This window comes from Leptolyngbya sp. GB1-A1 (genome assembly GCF_039962475.1).
Taxonomy (GTDB): domain Bacteria; phylum Cyanobacteriota; class Cyanobacteriia; order Elainellales; family Elainellaceae; genus Leptolyngbya_A.
Genome location: NZ_JAMPLI010000017.1, coordinates 34,502 through 52,983 on the forward strand (window position 1 = coordinate 34,502; position 18,482 = coordinate 52,983).

18 protein-coding genes and 1 pseudogene are annotated in these 18,482 nt (G+C 49.9%); 5 read left to right on the plus strand and 14 right to left on the minus strand.

Going from position 1 to position 18,482, the window contains the following annotated elements:
• Positions 1-46: 46 nt before the first annotated feature.
• From NDI45_RS16790 to glnT, 12 genes and pseudogenes are all read right to left on the minus strand, one after another.
• A complete protein-coding gene (locus tag NDI45_RS16790; RefSeq protein WP_348248005.1) occupies positions 47-409 on the minus strand; it encodes a metalloregulator ArsR/SmtB family transcription factor in 363 nt (120 codons plus the stop codon).
• Positions 410-538: 129 nt separating this feature from the next.
• The gene (locus NDI45_RS16795) at positions 539-682 is read right to left on the minus strand and encodes a hypothetical protein (RefSeq protein WP_190792434.1); all 144 of its coding nucleotides are present in this window, start codon (positions 680-682) and stop codon (positions 539-541) included.
• 106 nt (positions 683-788) lie between these two features.
• On the minus strand, positions 789-1,307 hold the full coding sequence (locus NDI45_RS16800) for a dual specificity protein phosphatase family protein (protein WP_348248006.1): 519 nt from the start codon (positions 1,305-1,307) through the stop codon (positions 789-791).
• Between the two features lie 27 nt (positions 1,308-1,334).
• On the minus strand, positions 1,335-2,489 hold the full coding sequence (gene arsB, locus NDI45_RS16805) for an ACR3 family arsenite efflux transporter (protein ID WP_190792436.1): 1,155 nt from the start codon (positions 2,487-2,489) through the stop codon (positions 1,335-1,337).
• 34 nt (positions 2,490-2,523) lie between these two features.
• A complete protein-coding gene (gene arsJ, locus NDI45_RS16810) occupies positions 2,524-3,786 on the minus strand; it encodes an organoarsenical effux MFS transporter ArsJ (RefSeq protein WP_348248007.1) in 1,263 nt (420 codons plus the stop codon).
• Between the two features lie 24 nt (positions 3,787-3,810).
• Positions 3,811-4,824 carry an ArsJ-associated glyceraldehyde-3-phosphate dehydrogenase gene (locus NDI45_RS16815; protein WP_348248008.1) on the minus strand — a complete coding sequence of 338 codons (1,014 nt, stop codon included), beginning with the start codon at positions 4,822-4,824 and terminating at the stop codon, positions 3,811-3,813.
• A gap of 114 nt (positions 4,825-4,938) precedes the next feature.
• Positions 4,939-5,256 (minus strand): annotated as a pseudogene (locus NDI45_RS16820) (metalloregulator ArsR/SmtB family transcription factor).
• Positions 5,257-5,764: 508 nt separating this feature from the next.
• Positions 5,765-6,484: an SGNH/GDSL hydrolase family protein gene (locus tag NDI45_RS16825; protein WP_348248009.1), complete on the minus strand. Its 720-nt coding sequence runs from the start codon at positions 6,482-6,484 to the stop codon at positions 5,765-5,767.
• Positions 6,485-6,707: 223 nt separating this feature from the next.
• Positions 6,708-7,682 carry an ABC transporter substrate-binding protein gene (locus tag NDI45_RS16830; protein WP_190791561.1) on the minus strand — a complete coding sequence of 325 codons (975 nt, stop codon included), beginning with the start codon at positions 7,680-7,682 and terminating at the stop codon, positions 6,708-6,710.
• 179 nt (positions 7,683-7,861) lie between these two features.
• The gene (locus NDI45_RS16835) at positions 7,862-8,620 is read right to left on the minus strand and encodes an ABC transporter ATP-binding protein (protein ID WP_242067283.1); all 759 of its coding nucleotides are present in this window, start codon (positions 8,618-8,620) and stop codon (positions 7,862-7,864) included.
• A 280-nt stretch (positions 8,621-8,900) separates the two neighbouring features.
• Entirely contained in the window at positions 8,901-9,701 is an 801-nt protein-coding gene (locus tag NDI45_RS16840) for an ABC transporter permease (protein WP_347277862.1), read from the minus strand.
• Between the two features lie 156 nt (positions 9,702-9,857).
• Positions 9,858-11,219, minus strand: coding sequence for a type III glutamate--ammonia ligase (glnT, locus tag NDI45_RS16845; protein WP_348248010.1), 1,362 nt, complete (start codon positions 11,217-11,219; stop codon positions 9,858-9,860).
• 471 nt (positions 11,220-11,690) lie between these two features.
• On the opposite strand from glnT, the gene NDI45_RS16850 reads away from it, so the two are divergent.
• From NDI45_RS16850 to NDI45_RS16860, 3 genes are all read left to right on the plus strand, one after another.
• Positions 11,691-12,371, plus strand: a complete 681-nt coding sequence (locus NDI45_RS16850) for an isochorismatase family cysteine hydrolase (RefSeq protein ID WP_348248011.1) — start codon at positions 11,691-11,693, stop codon at positions 12,369-12,371.
• A 55-nt stretch (positions 12,372-12,426) separates the two neighbouring features.
• Positions 12,427-13,191, plus strand: coding sequence for an SDR family oxidoreductase (locus NDI45_RS16855; protein WP_190791556.1), 765 nt, complete (start codon positions 12,427-12,429; stop codon positions 13,189-13,191).
• A 98-nt stretch (positions 13,192-13,289) separates the two neighbouring features.
• The gene (locus NDI45_RS16860) at positions 13,290-14,321 is read left to right on the plus strand and encodes an alpha/beta fold hydrolase (RefSeq protein WP_348248012.1); all 1,032 of its coding nucleotides are present in this window, start codon (positions 13,290-13,292) and stop codon (positions 14,319-14,321) included.
• A 4-nt stretch (positions 14,322-14,325) separates the two neighbouring features.
• Here the strand turns inward: NDI45_RS16860 and NDI45_RS16865 are convergent, their stop codons facing one another.
• Positions 14,326-15,474, minus strand: a complete 1,149-nt coding sequence (locus NDI45_RS16865) for an aromatic ring-hydroxylating dioxygenase subunit alpha (protein WP_348248013.1) — start codon at positions 15,472-15,474, stop codon at positions 14,326-14,328.
• A gap of 65 nt (positions 15,475-15,539) precedes the next feature.
• On the minus strand, positions 15,540-16,391 hold the full coding sequence (locus tag NDI45_RS16870) for a hypothetical protein (RefSeq protein ID WP_348248014.1): 852 nt from the start codon (positions 16,389-16,391) through the stop codon (positions 15,540-15,542).
• Between the two features lie 301 nt (positions 16,392-16,692).
• Here NDI45_RS16870 and NDI45_RS16875 point away from each other — a divergent pair, with 301 nt between their 5' ends.
• On the plus strand, positions 16,693-17,175 hold the full coding sequence (locus tag NDI45_RS16875; protein ID WP_348248015.1) for an Lrp/AsnC family transcriptional regulator: 483 nt from the start codon (positions 16,693-16,695) through the stop codon (positions 17,173-17,175).
• Positions 17,176-17,660: 485 nt separating this feature from the next.
• Complete coding sequence (locus NDI45_RS16880) at positions 17,661-18,452, plus strand: urea amidolyase associated protein UAAP1 (protein WP_348248016.1); 792 nt, start codon at positions 17,661-17,663, stop codon at positions 18,450-18,452.
• Positions 18,453-18,482 lie beyond the last annotated feature (30 nt).

Consider the following 18,482-nt stretch of genomic DNA (forward strand, 5'->3'; position numbering starts at 1 on the left):
TATTCGATATTCAAGACAAGCAGTTGTTGAACAATTCGTTTCCGTGTTAGCTCCCCATAATCAGCCGAGCAGCTTCAGGAAGCCCTGTCACGCACTCGCGGTTGATGCTGTAGTAGATGAAATTGGCGCGTCGCTCTGTTTTCACAAAGCAACTGTCTCGCAGAATTCTCAGGTGATGGGAAATGGTGGGCTGACCTAAATCAAAGCGATCCACGATATCGCAAACGCACAAGGGTTCTTCATTCCTGGATAGGAGGTTGAGAATTCGCAGCCGGGTGGGATCTGCCAGCACCTTAAACCATTCCGAATATTGCCGCGCCTGCTCCTCAGAGAGGGTGAGAGCCGCAACCGTACCGCAACGGCCAACTTCTTGCGTCTTTTGTTCTAGCTCTGCTTGTCTAAGCGTCACAACTTCTTCTCAAGGAACTGTAGGGGTGTATGGGAGCAACTCTAATCCTTAAATTGATAATCGTCAATATTGAAACTTGTCAATATTTGTGAAATTCAGTGAGAGGAATGAATCTGCTAGTGTTGTGCATTACTTTGAACTTCGCTCACCAGCCAATGCTTTCAGGTAATTGAGCCGTGCCTCTCGCAATTCAATTTGTGAATTAGCGGTGAGAATCACTTCTATTGCCTGATCAAACGTTAGACCCGTTTCAATTAGAAAAGCTGCCAGCATCGTTCCTGTGCGCCGTCTGCCATTGGTACAGTAAATTGCAACACCCCGACTGAGCCAATGTTTCTGAACCGTGTGAGGAAGAGCGATCGTTGCTCGGTTGTACTGGCTATAGCACTTGTAGGAAAGCCGATTGATTGCTTGGAAGTTCGATTTCAGGATTTGCGCTCACCACCGACTTCATTGCCTCCAAGTAAGACAAACCATTCTTAATGAGATAAGCAGCCAGCATGGTTCCTGTTCGATGTCTCCCCGTGCTGCAATGTACGGCAACGGCTCGCCCTGCCTCGTTTTGCTGCTGAACAAAATCGAGAAACTCCTGAAGCTGAGAATCTGTAGGAACCGAATCGATCGCAATCGGGAGCCAGACAAAAGGAATCCCGGCTTGCTGATATCGCTCCAGATTGGCTGGCTCATGAAAAACCGAGACGATCGCCCCAATACCTGCCGCTTGCAGGGTGGAGAGTTCTTCCCCGACAGGTTGACGGACTCCTGCTAATTTACCGGGAATCACCCACCACAGATTCTCCTCAATCGGTTGTATTGCTTGCTCTTTCATAGTTTTGCTGTTGTAGAACACATTTTTCGATCGATTCAACAAGCCCAATGACCAGCGATCGAATCTCATCTCGCAGATACGAAAAGTTCTCTTGAACTAGCGATAAGGACTCATACAGCGCGGGTCGCTCAGCGTTGCCTTTTCTGGCTCTCGCGGAAACCACATTGCAGTCCGCTTACAGATTTCAACCAGCATCAGCATCACAGGCACTTCAATCAGCACCCCCACCACCGTTGCCAGAGCCGCACCCGAATTCAGCCCAAACAGCACAACTGCGGTAGCGATCGCCACCTCAAAGTGATTACTGGCTCCGATTAGTGCCGCCGGGGCAGCATCTTCGTAAGACAGTTTGAGCTTTTGTGCTGCCACATAAGAGATGAGGAAGATGAAATTGGTCTGGAGGAACAATGGCACTGCAATCAGCAGAATGTGCAGCGGATTATTGACAATCAGTTCCCCTTTGAAGGCAAAGAGCAGAATCAGCGTAATCAGCAGCGCGGCGATCGCGACCGGACTGAGATATTGCAAAAACCGTCGTTCAAACCATTCCCGTCCCTTATGTTTAAAAATCCAATAGCGCGAGTACATTCCTGCAATCAGCGGCAGACCCACATAAATCAGGACAGAGAGCGCGATCGTTTGCCAAGGCACAGCCAGATCATTGGCTGCCAGGAGCCAGCGACCGAGCGGCGCATAGAGAAACAGCATTGCTAGCGAATTGACCGCAACCATCACCAGCGTATGTCCCTGATTGCCGTAGCAGAGATAGCCCCACAGCAACACCATTGCCGTGCAGGGTGCGATCCCTAGCAAGATGGTTCCTGCAATATAGGAATTTGCCAGCGACACTTCTACGCCTCGAATCACTTCAGTGCCCACAATCAGCGGGCGGAAGAGCCAGCCGAGAAAGAACTGGGCAAAGACAACCATCGTGAACGGTTTAATTAGCCAGTTCACGACCAGCGTTAGAACCACGGGTTTGGGAGTGCGAACCGCCTGCGCTGCCTGGGAGAAATCGATCTTCACCATGATCGGATACATCATGAAAAACAGGCAGATGGCGATCGGAATTGAAACCTGATAAATGCTCATTGCATCCAGCGCAATCGCCACACTAGGGAACAGCCGCCCCAGCAAAATTCCTGCGCCAATGCAAAGAAACACCCAGAGCGTCAGATATCGCTCGAAGAAGCTGAGCGAACCGCCTGCCTGCACTGCATGGGAATGCGTTGAAGAACCTTTGGAAGCCATGAGAACAACCGCGAATGAGATGAAATGAAAGAGATTAGTCGCCGTCACCTGCTTTCCAGGCAAGGGCTTTACTCGGTTGGGGATCAGGCAGTTTCAGTGAGATCATCCAGGCTGCCAGGACAAACAGCGACGACACCCACAGACAGCCCACTAATCCATAAAGCTGATAAATTAAGCCAGAGAGCACGGTGCCGATTAGTCGACCACCCGAATTTGCCATGTAATAGAAGCCGACATTGAGGGCAACCTTGTCATCGTCGGTAAACGCCAGCACCAGATAGGAGTGAACGGCAGAATTGAAAGCAAAGACAATGCCAAAGATCATGAGTCCCACCACGATCGTTACATTGAGTGGTGCATTCAACTGCATGGCTAAGGCAATACTGGCAGGAACGGCAGTGAGAATGCCTGTCCAGAACTGAATGGTTTTTGACTTAGGTGGTTCACCGTTGCCAAAGCGCCTCAGCAAAGTGGGAGCTAGAAACTGAATAATGCCGTAGCCAATCACCCAGCAGGCTAAAAATCCCCCCGCTTGATAGAACGACCAGCCCAGCGCACTCCGCAAGAAAACAGGAAGCCCCACCACAAACCAGACATCTCTGGAGCCAAACAGAAAGAAACGCGCTGCCGACAGAATGTTGATCTCACGGCTCTTGGAAAATAGCTGGGTAAACTTGACCTTCGCCTTAATTTTGCCCATGCCCCTGGGCAGCATGACCCCAGTAAACAGGACCAAGATCAGCCCGATCGCCATGATCCACAGCGACGTAACAAATCCGAATGTGCCCAGCAGTGCGGCTCCTAGAAAGAACCCCACGCCCTTCAATGCATTCTTTGATCCGGTTAGAACTGCCACCCACTTGAACAGTGAGGATTGCGCGTCTTGAGGTACGACCAATCGAATTGCACTCTTAGAACTCATTTTGGTTAAGTCTTTGGCAATCCCTGAGAATGCCTGAGAAGTCATGACATACAGCACAGCAAACCACTGTGCCCAGTCACGGTTTAGAAACGACAGCATGATCAGGGCAAGCACCTGAAGCCCAATCCCGCTGTATAGGGTGACTTTCAGCCCGAACTGTGAGCCAATCCAACCACCCAGAAAGTTCGTGACAATGCCAAACACTTCGTAGAACAGAAACAGGAATGCAATCTGAATCGGCGTGTAGCCAATCTCGTTGAAATAGAGCAGCACCAGCATTCGTAGTGCGCCATCCGTTAGCGTAAACCCCCAATAAGCAAGGGTGACGATCGCATAGTTTTTGAGGCTGGCACGGGGAGCAGAGGAAGAAGCCATGTCAGAGAATTCCTTAATTCAGGTTCAATTCAGATTGGATGCAACTTTTCGCGCCAGTTCCACCATCCGGTTGGAATAACCCCACTCGTTGTCGTACCAGGCATAGATCTTGACCTGGGTGTCGTCTACGACCATGGTGGACAGCGCATCGACGATCGAAGATCGCGGGTCATTGAGGTAATCGATCGAGACCAGCGGACGCTCCTCATAGCCCAGAATGCCTTTCAGCGGCTCTTGCTCCGATGCGGCTTTAAGCAGTTGATTGACCTCTGCCACCGTGGTTGGGCGATCGACTTCAAACACGCAGTCTGTGAGGGACGCATTCAGCAAGGGCACTCGTACCGCCAGCCCGTTCAGTTTGCCGTTCAGTTCGGGATATATCAGGCCAATCGCGGTCGCCGAACCTGTGCTGGTGGGAATGAGGGACAGGGCAGAAGCGCGTGCCCGTCGTAAATCTTTGTGCGGGGCATCAACCAGCGTTTGCGTATTGGTATTGTCATGGATAGTCGTGACAACGCCATGCTTAATGCCAATGCCTTCATGGATAACTTTTACGACCGGGGCAAGGCAGTTGGTGGTGCAGGAAGCCGCCGTTAACAAATTGTGCTGAGCGGGGTCATACAAGTGATCGTTGACTCCCATCACCACATTCAATGCTCCTTCTTTCACCGGAGCCGCCACAATCACTTTGCGAACGCCTCGCTTGAAGTAGGGATCGAGCGTCTCTGGGGTGCGAAACTTGCCAGAGCATTCCAGCACAATATCAACACCCAACTCATCCCAGGGCACATCGCCTGGCTTGGTATGTTCGGAAAAGGTAATTGGCTGACCGTCAATGTAAATGCGATCGTCGCCCGCCGTAACATCGGGTGCCCAGCGTCCGTGTACCGAGTCGAACTTTAACAGATGAGCAGCAGCTTCAGTGCCACCTTTGACTTCATTGATATGAACAAACTCCAGATCTGCCCACCCCCAAGCGGCTCTCAGGTCTAATCGTCCAATTCGTCCAAATCCGTTGATTCCAACCCGTATTGCCATCGCTCCTCCATCTAAACTTATATTGATGAGTAGTCTATCAATTTTTATTGATGGATGCTAGAAAATGGCACCAATGCACTTTATATAGCACTTCACACAAATGAATTGAGTGTCCTAATCCTTATCGGTACAAGGACAGGCAGGCAGCATTAGGCTGTAGCGGCGAAACTCCAAGAGGTATTGCTCCAGGACAACAAATTGTGGCACATTCAAACTGTAGTAGATCCAGCGTCCTTCCTGGCGCGGTCGCGCTAAGCTTGCATCCTTCAGAGTCTTGAGATGAAACGACAGCTTCGATTAAGCCACGTCCAGCACCTCACAAAGGTCGCAAACGCAAAGCTCATTCTCCCGCAGCAGCTCCACGATTTTGACGCGCAATGGTTCTGAGAATGCATGAAAGCCAGCCACAACCAGTTTAGAAGGGGAAGAGATTGCCTTAACCGTTCGGATTCACCGTATCCATGAAGTTTTATTGATGTGGCCTCTATCCTAAAGCATTCATCTTCGCCTTGACACCCAGTGCTGCTCTAACGCTAATCCAATCCGTACGCTTAAAACATCGAACTTGCAGAACTCGGTACTCAACTTTGTGAGGCTGAGTGAAAAGCGGCGTTGCTGAATAAGCGTATGATACGCCCCCCTAGCCCCCCAACTTTGGGGGAACCAGAATTCAAAGTCCCTCAGCATTGGGGGATTTAGGGGGCGATACAGAAGCTGAATTTGCACCCTTCATATCCCGATTCAGCAACGCCTGAAAAGCAAAATAGGGCAGCAGCAAAAGCCTTTTTTACCCAAGCGCACGAGGTCGCCGAACTGCAATGATGAAAAGTGACAAAAGGCTAGCCGGGAAATCTACTGTCGGCGCGATCAGGTTTTGGTATCCTGCAGATCTCAATCGATGCAAGGAACACAAAAAATTACACTTTTGGCGTTAGGTGCATCACACTAGTTGCATCACATAAGGAAGGAAAGCGCGCCGTACTTCAGATGCTCCTCGCAAACTGGGTTCGATCGTTGCAGTGAACCAGGAAGGATCGCCTTTAAGGAAATGAGCATGCAGATCGACAAATTGCCCATAGCGATTGGCAATGTCTTGAATGGCGGTATTCATTCGCCCAAGATTGTTACGGGCGATCGCTGGCTCAACCCCTACGAAATTGCGACGGTCATCTCCCAGGGTGGGATCATAGACGCTACCCAGCAAAACCGGACGGATGGGCAACTGCTGTACAAAAGCGTCGAGGGCACTGGCAAAGCCTGCAATTCCTGCACCCGTATCGGCGATCAGCCCCCGCAGCAGATCGTTGCCGCCTACCGTGATCAGCGCAATTGACTTTCCCTGAACCTGCAATCCCTTGATTTGAGCAGGTAAACCTTCAACCGTTGCGCCATCACGAGCACGGTGTTCTAAGCGGGCAGATCCGATCGAGGCGAGATCCTGTCCCTCAAATTCAGCAAAGAGACGGTTATCGTTCTGGACTAACAGTTGCCCCGGATGGACGCCATACTCGTTGTACCGTCCACAATCTAGAATCGAATCGCCAAAGGTGTAAAGCGTCACCATGTTTTGCTCCTGCCCATTGCAGCCTAAAACCGTCAGGAGGCCTGCTCCTCCCGCTGCTTGCAGAAATCGTCGTCGTGTCAGTCGGAACGAAGTCATCCCCTTCCCCTCCTTGCTCGACCCTAGCATTGCAACAGTGGGGATGAGATGAATCGGCAGATGGATTTATAGCGGAAGCGATCGTGGGAGTCATCTTGCTGCGTTGATCCAGACCTTACAACAACGCAAACGATGCAAATTACTGGTTACTACAAACTCTGTGCGACATAACCGCAATTCTTGATCTCCCACAATTCTTGATCTCCTGGCTGCTTCCTTGACCCTACAGAGACATCAGAATTGAATCATCGTAAAGTTTATCAATCTGCATACCATCGGAAATAACTTTCATTCGGGCACCTTCTTTCAGGTTGAGCTCGAAGTTTTTCATCACATTGTTAGGACTATTGGCATTGAAGCCGATGGATTTGTTCATGGCAATATCAAAGATTTTTACCCCGGCAATCTGGGATTTGGCTTCTGCTTCAGAAACTCCAAGTTTGTCTGCCGTAATTTTGATCGCCTCTGCGTCACTGGCATTGACCAGCTTCACCGCTTTATCAACCGCCCGCAAATAAGCCTGCAAATCTGCTTTGCGTGTTTCAATCATCGGCTGACGAGTCGCAATGACATCAGCAATCAAGTTAGTATCTTTACTGCTGAAAATCACTTCTCCGCCCCCGTCCTTGGCTGATTTTGTTAACCACGGCTCAAAAGTGACTGCCGCATCAACCTGTCTAGACGCAAATGCAGTGGCTGCATCGGCCGCGGTCATATCCCTAAGGGTGATATCTGCCTCGGTTAAACCACCCTTAGCTAAATAAGCTTGCAGCAGCACATTTTGAAAAAGAATGTTTTCGCGAGCAACAGTTTTGCCTTTCAGGTCAGCCGGAGACTTGATATTGCGCCCGATGATGCCATCTGAGCCATTGGAATAATCCACCACATAAATCATGCGGATTGTTGGATCTTTCTCAATACATTGCAGTACATCCCCTGACGTGAGCCAGGCAACATCCAGTTTTCCTGCCAGGAAAGCGGTTATTTCATCACTGTTACTTTGAAAGAAAGCTTCTTGAACATTTAGCCCCTCTTCCTTGAAGAAACCTTTTTGCAGTGCGACAAAATGTCCTGAAAAGCCGGGCCAGGGATTTACCCCAGAGGTGATGGTCTGAGATGCCGCATTAGACGAAGAGCCAGCATTGCCCTGGGTACAGCCATGTAACGCCAACCCGCCTGCCAAGCCCCCCATCAGCATGAGCGCACGACGACGATTGAGTAAAGCGGTAGTCCGATTCATAACTCTCCGATATTCCTTTAATGCGATCGACGAATAAACTTAACCAAAACGACTTGAAACAGAAATCAACGCTTTGCCCGAAGGCTTGCACGATAACAGTGCAGCGAAGATTACGGCGTGCAATCTGCGATCGCAGGTTAGGGTTCAGCCTCATGTAGCAGGCGGATAATCTCTCGTTTGATGCTGATGAATTCTGGCGAAAGCTTAACCTCCAGATCGTGATGCTCCGGTAGATGCGTTTCTATCACCTGCTTGAGCCGTCCCGGACGCGCCCCCATTACATAGACGCGCTGTGCCAGAAAAATTGCTTCTTCGATATCGTGGGTAATCATCAAAACCGTGACGTGCGTCTTTTCCCAAACGTCGAGCAAAAATTGCTGCATCTGCTCTTTGGTCTGGGCATCGAGTGCGCCAAATGGTTCATCCATTAACAAAACCGACGGCTCATTTGCCAGGGCACGGGCGATCGCCACCCGTTGCTTCATACCGCCAGAAAGCTGTTTAGGGTAGGCATTGGCAAACTGGGTTAGCCCCACGACATCCAGAAAGTAGGACACTCGCTCTTTTTGCTCAACCTTGGGCAACTTGCGAAGCTGCAACCCGAAGGCAACGTTTTGAGCGACCGTTCGCCAGGGATACAGCGTGTAGCCCTGAAACACCATACCGCGATCGGAACCGGGCAGCCCAGTTACATCTTCCCCATCCACTAACACCTGTCCAGTCGAGGGAGTGGCAAGCCCTGCGGCAATATTCAGCAGCGTTGACTTCCCGCAGCCCGATGCACCCACCAGACAGATAAACTCTCTAGGATAAAGTTTCAGGTTAATGTCCTGAAGAACGGTTAACGGCTGGTCGCCCCGCATCGAGAACTGCTTGGAGAGCGATCGAATTTCCATTTTGGGCTGAACTGCAATGCTTTCGGAACTCCCATCCGCAGTATTCAATTCTCGTGGCTGATGACCGAAGCGGGTATCAAGCATATCTGGGTGTCCTGAGCTGTTCGTCAAACATTGGTCAAACAAAATTATTGCTAAGCAAAGAGAATGGGTGAATGCAAGATTTTAAGCGTGTTGCCAATCATCAGTTAAATATGATTCACACCCCGCAATATGTAAATCAAAATACAATTTCCGCGCAATCTGCCTAAATAGTGAGCAGGATCCGCCTGAATGGGGTCTAGCTGCGAATCTGGTCTGCCCAAGGGGTGAGTTTTGCCGAAAGCCACTTCAAGCCATAGTCAATGATCAACCCAATCAAGCCAATCACCGCAATACAAAACAGCACCTTTTCGGTTTGTAGAAATCGCTGGGCCTGAATAATTCTGAACCCTAAACCGCTTTGAGCTGCCAGTAGTTCGGCAATGACCAGAAAGTTCCACGCACCGGAAATGTTGACGCGCAATGTATCCAGCACACTGGGGAACGTGGCAGGCAGAATCACCTTAAAAAACACATCTCGACGAGTCGCACCCAGCGTATAGGCAACATTGATCATTTCATTGGGAATAAACTTTACCGCGTCCGCCACCATCATCGCGTTGTAAAGAACCACGCCCAAAAAGATGATAAGAATCTTTGATTCTTCGCCCAGTCCTACCCAGATGACGATCAGCGGCACAAACGCCGTAACGGGCATATAGCGCACCGTTCCAACGATCGGCGCAAACAGGCTATCCATACTGTGAAACGCACCCATTGCCCATCCGATCGGCACTCCAATTAGAGCCGCCAGCAGAAAGCCGCCCGCCACTCTGGCACTGCTCACCCCAATATCAAGCAACAGGTTATTTTCAGTCAGCATTTGCAGCCCTGCCTGAAGCACTGCCGTGGGAGTCGGTAAAAACATCGGGGAAACCACGCCAGCATAGCTCACGATCGTCCAGGCAATAAACGGAATCAGGAGCGATAACGCCCCGACCGTCAGTGAAAGCCAGCGAGGAAATCCCTGACGGATACTCCAGAATACAGACGGCTTCAGGTAGCGCTTGTTTGACGGGAGCGGAGCAAAATTAGGACTGCCTGGTTCGGTCGTGCTAGAGTGAGCCACTCGCGGTATTTCCTCCTTGAGTTCATGAAATAAACAATGAAACGAGCAATCCATGAGCAATTCCCCCAACGAGGAGAATCGTCCTGACTAGAAGAACTTGAGATACCGCTGAATCTCCCAGTCGGAAACGTGGTTGTGATACGCCTGCCATTCCTGCGATTTAAAGTCGATATACGTCCGGTACATCAGCGACCCCATCACCTGCTCGCTTAAAGGATCTGCGGCAAAGGCGGCGATCGCTTCTTCCAAGTTGCGCGGCAAAAAGCGAATTCCCATGTCTTGCAGGTCTGCGAGGGACTGCTTGTACATATTTTCGGTGTGCGGCTCACCCGGGTCGAGTCCTTCGCGAATTCCTTCCAGTCCGGCTGCCAAAATCATCGCTGCCCCCAGATACAGGTTGGTAGAGATATCTGCCGCACGACACTCGACCCTGCCGCCACCCAGCGGAATTCGCAGCATGTTCGTCCGGTTATTGTTGCCGTAGCAAATGTAAATGGGTGCCCAGGTAAAGCCCGACATACTGCCTCGGGCAATTAGGCGTTTGTAGCTGTTGACCGTAGGAGCGATCGTCGCACAGATCGCTGGAGCATGACGCAAGATGCCCGCAATAAACTGATAGCCCAGCTTCGATAACCCGCAGCCACGCGGATCGTCTGCGGACTCAAACAGATTTTTGCCCGTCTCCAGGTCTGCCAGCGACATATTATAGTGCGCGCCGCTGCCTGTCCGGTTGGCAAAAGGTTTGGGCATAAAAGTGGCAAAAAAGCCGTGTTTGCGAGCAATTTCCTTCACCATCAGCCGGAAGAACGTGAAGCGATCCGCCATTGTTAGGGCATCGGTGTAGGCAAAGTCGGTTTCAAACTGTCCGTTGCCGTCTTCGTGATCAAACGAATACACATCCCAGCCGAGCTGATTCATTGCCTCGACAATTTCTGTCACCCAGGCATAGTTGTCCAGCAGCCCTTGCACGTCGTAACAGGGTTTATGCAGCACATCACGATCGCTAATTGGAATTGGCTTACCGTCTGCTGTTTCTTTGAGAATAAAGAACTCCGTTTCAATTCCCAAATTAAAGCGGAAGCCCATCTCTGCGGCTTGTGCCAGCACTCTTTTCAAAATACTGCGGCAGCACGCCTCAAACGGTTTTCCTTCCAGGTAGAGATTGCTAGCAAACCAAGCAATTTCCGAGTTCCAGGGCAAAATTGTGGCAGAGGCAGGATCGGGCATTGCTGCAACTTCTTCATCGCTAACATCCTGCGGTACACCGTCTAGCGCAGCTCCTGTAAACAGTTCCGAACCTCGCATCATTTGACCAAGATGGGACAGAGGCACGGCTTTGGCTTTGCACATACCATGAATATCCACAAAGCTTGCCAGTGCATATTTAACTCCCTGTGCTTCCAGGGTTGATTTAAGCGATTCCAGTTCGGGAGATAAAAGTTGAGCCATTAGAAAAGCGGTAGGGTGAAGACGAGCAGAGAAAATTTAGAAACTTTCACTGAGTTATTCTGGATACTTTTGCAAAAGGCAATCGCAATGTATCGCAATATTTAGTCAATCGGTTAACGGATTTCTTAATTGAACCGCACGATATTTTCAAAAAAATGAGCGGCCTCAACACCGATGCACGATCACAGCACAGCCTTGTAGTGTATTGAGTCGGGTTGAACAGTTTTGTATCAACATATACAAGGAATGTTATCGATCGCGGTCAATCCGAATCAATTAAGTTTGTTTACATCGATCATGCTCATTGCATAGAGTGAGAATGATGACCGTTGAAACAACTATTATTCTTCCTGTCCTTCTGTTCCTCGTCTTCCCTCATCACAGCTCGAAATATTGATTCTGGCTCGGCTTAGAATTAAAAGATTTTGTACTGGTTTGTCTTATCTTTGTCTCATCAAGACTTTCCCAATTATGTATATTCCGGCTGATCCTCATCCTTTTCCGTATGACGGCAATTTGCAGCCGCACAACACTACGATTCTCGTGATTGATATGCAGGCAGATTTTTGCAGTCCGGGCGGATACCTGGCAAAAAAGGGATATGATATTTCTCTGACCCAAGCCCCCATTGCCCCAATTCAACGCCTGTTAGCCGCTGCAAGGGCAAAGCAGTTTTCGGTCTTTTTCACCCGGGAAGGACATCGATCGGATTTGCTGGATTTGCCTGCAACAAAACGTTGGCGCAACGAAAAAGCAGGTGCTGCAATTGGTAGCGAAGGTCCGATGGGACGCTTGCTGGTTCGCGGCGAGACAGGCTGGGATATTATTCCCGAACTGAGTCCTCAACCGGGAGAACCGATTATTGATAAGCCAGGAAGCGGAGCGTTCTATGCCACTGATCTGGATCATTTGCTGCGGCAGCGAGGCATTCAGAACGTGATTCTCTGCGGGGTGACAACTGCTGTCTGTGTACATACCACTCTCAGAGAAGCGAGCGATCGCGGCTATGATACCCTGCTGCTGGAGGATTGCTGCGGAGAGAGCGATGAGCGGCTGCATCGGGCGGCGATCGAAATGGTCAAAATAGAGGGCGGTCTTTTTGGCAGTGTTACGACTTCTGACCAGGTGATCGAGGTAATGAGTTCGCTTTGATCAGGGATTGGGTTCGCTAAAGTCATCGCTCAGTAAGTTCATTTTAGATTGGCTAATGAATCGACTTCAGGATAAAGTTGCGATTATCACGGGTATCAGTTCGGGAATTGGCAAAGCCGCTGCTAAACTCTTTTGCGAACAGGGCGCGATCGTCTTTGGAATCGATCGAAATGTCGCAGCCGGAGAAGCCTTTGCCGCAGAACTACTTGCCCAGAGCTATCAGTTTGAGTTTTACGCCGCCGATTTATCGATCGTTGCTCAGTGTGCCGAAGCCGTAGAAGCCTGCTGGCGCACCTATGGACGGATTGATGTTCTTTATAACAATGTGGGCATTTCTGCCGTCCTTCCCTTTGACCAGACTGATCATGCCACTCTAGAACAAATCATGACGGTCAATTTTCTTTCGGTGTTTTCCCTTTGCCAGCAAACCATTCCCAAGATGCAGCAGCAGGGTCATGGCGTGATTATCAATACTGCTTCAGAATTAGCGATCGTGGCACAGCCCTTCTATGCTGCCTATTGCGCCAGTAAGGGAGCCGTGTTGTCCTTCACCCGTGCCCTGGCACTGGAATATGCCCAAGCCAATATTCGGATTAATGCGCTCTGTCCTGGTCCGATCGATACCCCAATGCTGCAACAGGAATTTAACGTTGATTCAGACCCCGTTGAAGCCAGGAATCAGGGAATTGCCACCATGCCGATCGGTCGATTGGGAACACCCGAAGAAATCGCTCAGGTTGCGCTGTTTTTGGCGGCAGATGCCCCTGCCCTGATGCATGGAGCATCGATCGTGGTAGACGGAGCAAAGACAATTGTGTAATACCGCCCCATCAAAGAGCACCAACAGAACAGCACCCACCAGAAGCACTTCAGATGGAGAATTAAAGCTTATTGAATCCGTGATCCTTAGCAAAAAATATGGCGATCGACTACGAAGTCTATGAGTTGGGAAACGTTCAGCTCCAATCGGGTGAGATTTTGCCTGATGCAAAACTTGCCTATGCCACCTACGGGACGCTGAATGCTCAAAAAGATAATGTGATTATTTTTCCGACCCACTACACGGGAACCCATCGTAGCAATGCAGTTCTGATTGGCTCTGGCCGAGCCCTTGACCCCGATCGCTATTTCATCATCGTGCCCAATTTGTTTGGTAATGGGCTGTCCTCCTCGCCCAGCAATATTTTAGCCAGCAATACTTTAGCCACAAATATTCCAGACGGTGCGGCATTTCCCCACGTGACGCTGTACGACAACATTCAGTGTCAGTTCCGCCTGATTACCGAACAGTTTGGCATTGAGCGCATTGCCCTGGTTCTGGGCTGGTCGATGGGAGCGCAGCAGGCATATCACTGGGCAGCCCTGTATCCCGATCGCGTTGAGCGCATTTTTCCCTACTGCGGTTCGGCAAAAACCTCGGTGCACAATCGCGTGTTTCTAGAAGGGGTAAAGGCGGCTTTGACTGCCGGTGCCACCTGGCAAAACGGGCGTTACACCGAGCCACCAACGGCAGGACTTAAGGCATTTGGACGGGTGTATGCAGGGTGGGCATATTCACAGGCATTTTATCGAGAAGGGCTATATCGAGAGCTGGGATTCGAGACGGTGGAAGCCCTGCTGAAATGGTGGGAAGACGATCATCTCAGTTGGGATGCCAATGACCTGCTAGCCATGCTCTGGACGTGGCAGCACGGGGACATCAGCAACAATTCGCTTTACAAAGGCGATTTTGCCCTGGCACTGCGATCGATTCGGGCAAAGGCGATCGTGATGCCCAGCGCGACTGATTTGTACTTTCCACCGGAAGATAATGCGATCGAAGTAGCGCACATGCCGAGTGCCGAATTAAGAATTATGCAGTCAATTTGGGGACATTGTGCCGGAGGACCGGGATACAACGCCGCCGATACCGCTTTGATTGAGGCAACGATCGCCGAGCTGTTAGCCTAAAAGATTAATCTGACAATAGTGCTGCGATTTCTGAGGAAACGCTGGATTGATCGCGCTGCAACCCTGCCTGCAAATACTGCCAAATGATTTGCTGCTGGTGCACAATGCGATCTTCTAGCTGATTTACCGGGCCTGAATGATATGCCCCGCTCGCATAACCTCGTTGCACACTTTCAGTAATTGCCATATCTTCTGCGGTAAAGCTTTCAAAGTCTTGCGATAGCTGATCGATCGACGGACTGAGTTCAGGCACCCCGTAGATCTCCAGGTTGAGCAGGCTCTGGTCTACGCTCACCGGGTCGATGCGGAGCCAAGCAATCACTCCATTGGGCAATGCCAGCAGATGCAGATTTGGAAAGATGCCAAAGGTAAAGAAGCCCTCACGACTGCGATCGTTGAGTTCCGCGAGCACCGGATTCTGCGATCGCCAATCCTTGATTGTTGGTGTGTACAGCAGATTCACAAATGCATCAAATTCATGCTGGTAACGGCTCACCGGACCCTGAACAACATCCAGCGTCGTGCGATGCGCCACGGCAACGTGATAGTCACACAGGGTATTGTCGTGATACACCTTCCAGTTACACTGCACCGAATATTGCTTTTGTAGCAGCAGGGTTGTTTGGGGGGTAAAGTGCTCGTTTAGCGCGGCAGGGATGCTGCCCAGAAACTCGATTAGCGGCGGAGCAGCATCTGAAAAGCAGAGAAACACAAAATCCTGCCACTGCTCCAATCGAACTGGCGTTAGCGGGTAGTCCGATCGACAAAACTCAGACGCAAACCGTTCTTCTCTGGGAACACCCACCAAATCACCTTCTAAGCTGTAAGTCCAGGCATGATAGGGACAAATCAGATGCTTGAGCTGATACAGCCCCGCCTCACTGCAAAACAGGGCGGCTCGGTGCGGGCAGACATTGTGAAACGCGCGAAGATTGCCATCTTTGCCGTGAGTGATCAAGACGCTGGTTCCAGCGACCTCGATTGCCCTAACGGTTGCCGACTGCATGAGTTCCTTGGCTCGTCCAATATAAAGCCAGGTTTGCCGAAAAATATGCTGCTGCTCAAACGTCAAGAGTGCGGCGGAGGTGTACAGAGGCGCAGCAAAAAACGTGCTTTTCTTTTGACTGGAAATGTTACTCAGACTAATCACCATAAGGGATACCAGAAGATAAATTAAACTGTATCGAAACTAAATCGAAACGATGTCTCAGCCCTAACTTAGAAAACAAATACCTGGCCCGTACCCCATTCCCAGATTTGCCATTCTCGGATTTCCTGCTGCATTTTCCTCTCAACCTCACCACTATCATTCTGATGAGTAGCCTGCAAAACTCGCTGGTTCTCCAGGTCAATTGTCAAATCTGACGCAGACCACAGAGCAGAGCCTTCGCGCTGGGGTATCGTCGATCGCTGAATTTCCCACGGGACTCGACCCGATCGACAACGCCCAAACGAAATTTCGCAGGCAAGATAGTCTTGCTGTTTTTCAGGGGCGGTGGCCTGAAGGAGGCAATCGGTTAGGGAGCCATTTGACGGTAAGGAAAACGATCGATTCTGGGTGTAAACAAAATAATCTCCGGCAATGACCAAGCTGGCTTGCCAGTTTGTAGCAGAATGGGATGAAGGATCGTCAGTTAAAGCTTCAGTTAGAACTAGAGCCGTATAATCACCATTGCCATCGTCCACCTTTTGCCATTCTTCCCGATATATTTGATCAATTCCTTCCTCGATCAAAATGTCATTGTCCCAATACAGCAATCCGATATCCCGAACAGGCTGTGGCGGCTGGTAATCGATATATCTCATCCACTGACAGCATCCCTGCTCAAACTGGGTAATGCCTGCAAATCCCTGCTGGCGTGATAGTGCCAGAGCATCGGCTAAAGCCAGAGACGAGAAGCTTGCCTGGGTCAAGCCAGGGCGATCGATTGGAATTCGCAAATCTCCAAAACAGGTCGAAGTTTGCAGATAAAACACCTGTGTTTCAGTGTCGCGCTGTCCGTCTCCAGTTTCGATCGACAACCGTTTCCAGAGTCCTCTTAGCCAGCCAGGAACAGCACTTGCCATCATTTGCTCACTACCATTTGCTTATTACCAAAGTTTGGAATACCTGCACAAAGACAATTGAAATATAGACTGGAATACAGATTGAAATACAGGCTGAGATACAGATCGAGCTTCAGGTTTCAACTTAGCGATGACAGAAATTCAAAACTGTATTTGCTATTACAAATCGCAGAAAAAATTTCAGTTTCTGTTAAAATTGACATGATTATTCTAAATTTAGTACGATTTTCGTAGTTTTGAACTAGCTATTTTCGCCTTTCGTTTTGGCTGTATGCCTCATCACCGTAAAGAATCAGCAGGCGCTATGACTGAATCAACACCAAATCAGGAAAGCGATCGTTTACCACTCGATGAGCTAGATATTCGAGTGGTGCAACTTCTACATCAAGATGGACGCATGGCATTCACGGAGATCGCGAAACGAGCCGGCGTTTCAGAAGCAACGATTCGCAATCGAGTCCAGCGTTTGCTAGAGTTCAATGCAATTAAAATTCAGGCGTATCTCAATCCAGATAAGCTTGGATTCAGGCAGATTGCCCTGGTTGAAGTCAAGCTAACCAATCTGGTAGCGGCTCAGCAAATTGCCCAAGAGCTCACGAGGCTAGACTCTGTTAGCTATGTGGCTTTTGTCACAGGTGACTATGACCTGTTTTTGGAAGTCACCTACGACACTAACGAAACCCTACTCCGGTTTTTGTCTGATCTCCGATCGAAACCAGAGGTCAATGACACGAAAACCGTTCAAGTATTAAAGCTATTAAAAACCCAATATTCCTTTCAGGTTTAAGCCTGCTTTTAGCCCACCTACGATCGTGCCGAGAGAACCTCGCTTGCCGCTGCCACAGTGCCTTATGAGCTAATATAAGCGAAATCAACCTGCTGGCATTGAGTCCCAGGCTCACCTCTCAATCACCCGTTGAATGATTTATTGGGCTTGACTAATGTTGCCAAAAGCGGTTTTATCTAACATAGGCTGAATCAAAATTGAATTCAATCGCAACTGAATAGGATTCGCTTCTAGGGTTCCGATCGGGCTGTAATTGGCGTGATGGCTGGTCCAAGAGAAGCAGCTAGCTTGAGCTTCTAGCTTTGAAGCCAGGTTAGTCACACGGCGGGAAAAAAGCCCGGGAGAACCATACAGGACTTGAGTAACTGTTGGTCACTCCTGGGCTTTGTTATTGAAGGCAGCGTGATTCTAGTTCCTTCTTTTCAGTTTCGTTTTTTGTTTCATTTCTGTTTTAACTGATCATTCAACCGAAACCGGAGGATTCTATGGCGCAATCATCTGTTTTGCCGAACTCAGATTTGCCGAACTCAAATTCATCTCCAGAGACGACTCCCCCTGACGGCGCAGTGCTTCGCCTCGATCCGGGTTTGATTCTGCGCGATGAAAAGTTGCCCGGTAGCGCGTACTGGCATGGCGTGATCAAACGGGGCAATACTTTGCGCGTCACTGATTTAGAAGGCTCTCAGGGCGTTTCTCTCATTTGCTACAACGCTGATAATCCGATCGAGCGACTCAACGTTGCCGATACTGCCAAAATTCAGTTCAATGCCTTCCTGAAAAAGGGCATGGTGATTTATTCCGACATGGGGCGCGTGCTGTTCTCGATTACCGAAGATACGTCTGGCTATCATGACCTATTCGGCGGGTGCAGCAATGCCGCCAGTAATGCGGCGAAATATGGGGAAGGTGATTTTTGGGTTAACGCTCGCGATAGTTTCCGCAGAGCTGTGACGCGATATGGGCTGAGTAAGCGCGATATCCCACCCAACCTCAACCTGTTTACGCGAGTGGCGATCGAGCCAGACGGCAAAATGACTCTTGTGCAGGGAGCCGAGAAACCGGGAAGCTTTATCGATCTCCGCGCCGAAATGAATGTGCTGGTCGTCCTCTCGAACTGTCCCCATCCGCTGCACCCCAGCACCGTTTACGAACCCAAAGCCATTCAAGTCACAGTCTGGAACTCCCCTGCTCCCGCCGCCGATGACCTCTGCCGGACTGCCAATCCTGAAGCAGAGCGCGGCTTTGTCAATACAGATGCTTTGTTTGCTCAAGACTAACTGAAAGGGATTAATTGAAAGGGATAAAAC

What these genes read in the sequence shown, in the direction of transcription:
- NDI45_RS16850 (WP_348248011.1), top strand. Translation starts at nt 11,691, where the DNA reads ATGTATATTCCGGCTGATCCTCATCCTTTTCCGTATGACGGCAATTTG.
- NDI45_RS16835 (WP_242067283.1), bottom strand. Translation starts at nt 8,620, where the DNA reads ATGGAAATTCGATCGCTCTCCAAGCAGTTCTCGATGCGGGGCGACCAG.
- NDI45_RS16815 (WP_348248008.1), bottom strand. Translation starts at nt 4,824, where the DNA reads ATGGCAATACGGGTTGGAATCAACGGATTTGGACGAATTGGACGATTA.
- NDI45_RS16880 (WP_348248016.1), top strand. Translation starts at nt 17,661, where the DNA reads ATGGCGCAATCATCTGTTTTGCCGAACTCAGATTTGCCGAACTCAAAT.
- NDI45_RS16800 (WP_348248006.1), bottom strand. Translation starts at nt 1,307, where the DNA reads ATGAGATTCGATCGCTGGTCATTGGGCTTGTTGAATCGATCGAAAAAT.
- arsJ (WP_348248007.1), bottom strand. Translation starts at nt 3,786, where the DNA reads ATGGCTTCTTCCTCTGCTCCCCGTGCCAGCCTCAAAAACTATGCGATC.
- NDI45_RS16795 (WP_190792434.1), bottom strand. Translation starts at nt 682, where the DNA reads ATGCTGGCAGCTTTTCTAATTGAAACGGGTCTAACGTTTGATCAGGCA.
- arsB (WP_190792436.1), bottom strand. Translation starts at nt 2,489, where the DNA reads ATGGCTTCCAAAGGTTCTTCAACGCATTCCCATGCAGTGCAGGCAGGC.
- NDI45_RS16860 (WP_348248012.1), top strand. Translation starts at nt 13,290, where the DNA reads ATGGCGATCGACTACGAAGTCTATGAGTTGGGAAACGTTCAGCTCCAA.
- NDI45_RS16875 (WP_348248015.1), top strand. Translation starts at nt 16,693, where the DNA reads ATGACTGAATCAACACCAAATCAGGAAAGCGATCGTTTACCACTCGAT.
- glnT (WP_348248010.1), bottom strand. Translation starts at nt 11,219, where the DNA reads ATGGCTCAACTTTTATCTCCCGAACTGGAATCGCTTAAATCAACCCTG.
- NDI45_RS16855 (WP_190791556.1), top strand. Translation starts at nt 12,427, where the DNA reads ATGAATCGACTTCAGGATAAAGTTGCGATTATCACGGGTATCAGTTCG.
- NDI45_RS16870 (WP_348248014.1), bottom strand. Translation starts at nt 16,391, where the DNA reads ATGATGGCAAGTGCTGTTCCTGGCTGGCTAAGAGGACTCTGGAAACGG.
- NDI45_RS16825 (WP_348248009.1), bottom strand. Translation starts at nt 6,484, where the DNA reads ATGACTTCGTTCCGACTGACACGACGACGATTTCTGCAAGCAGCGGGA.
- NDI45_RS16830 (WP_190791561.1), bottom strand. Translation starts at nt 7,682, where the DNA reads ATGCTGATGGGGGGCTTGGCAGGCGGGTTGGCGTTACATGGCTGTACC.
- NDI45_RS16865 (WP_348248013.1), bottom strand. Translation starts at nt 15,474, where the DNA reads ATGGTGATTAGTCTGAGTAACATTTCCAGTCAAAAGAAAAGCACGTTT.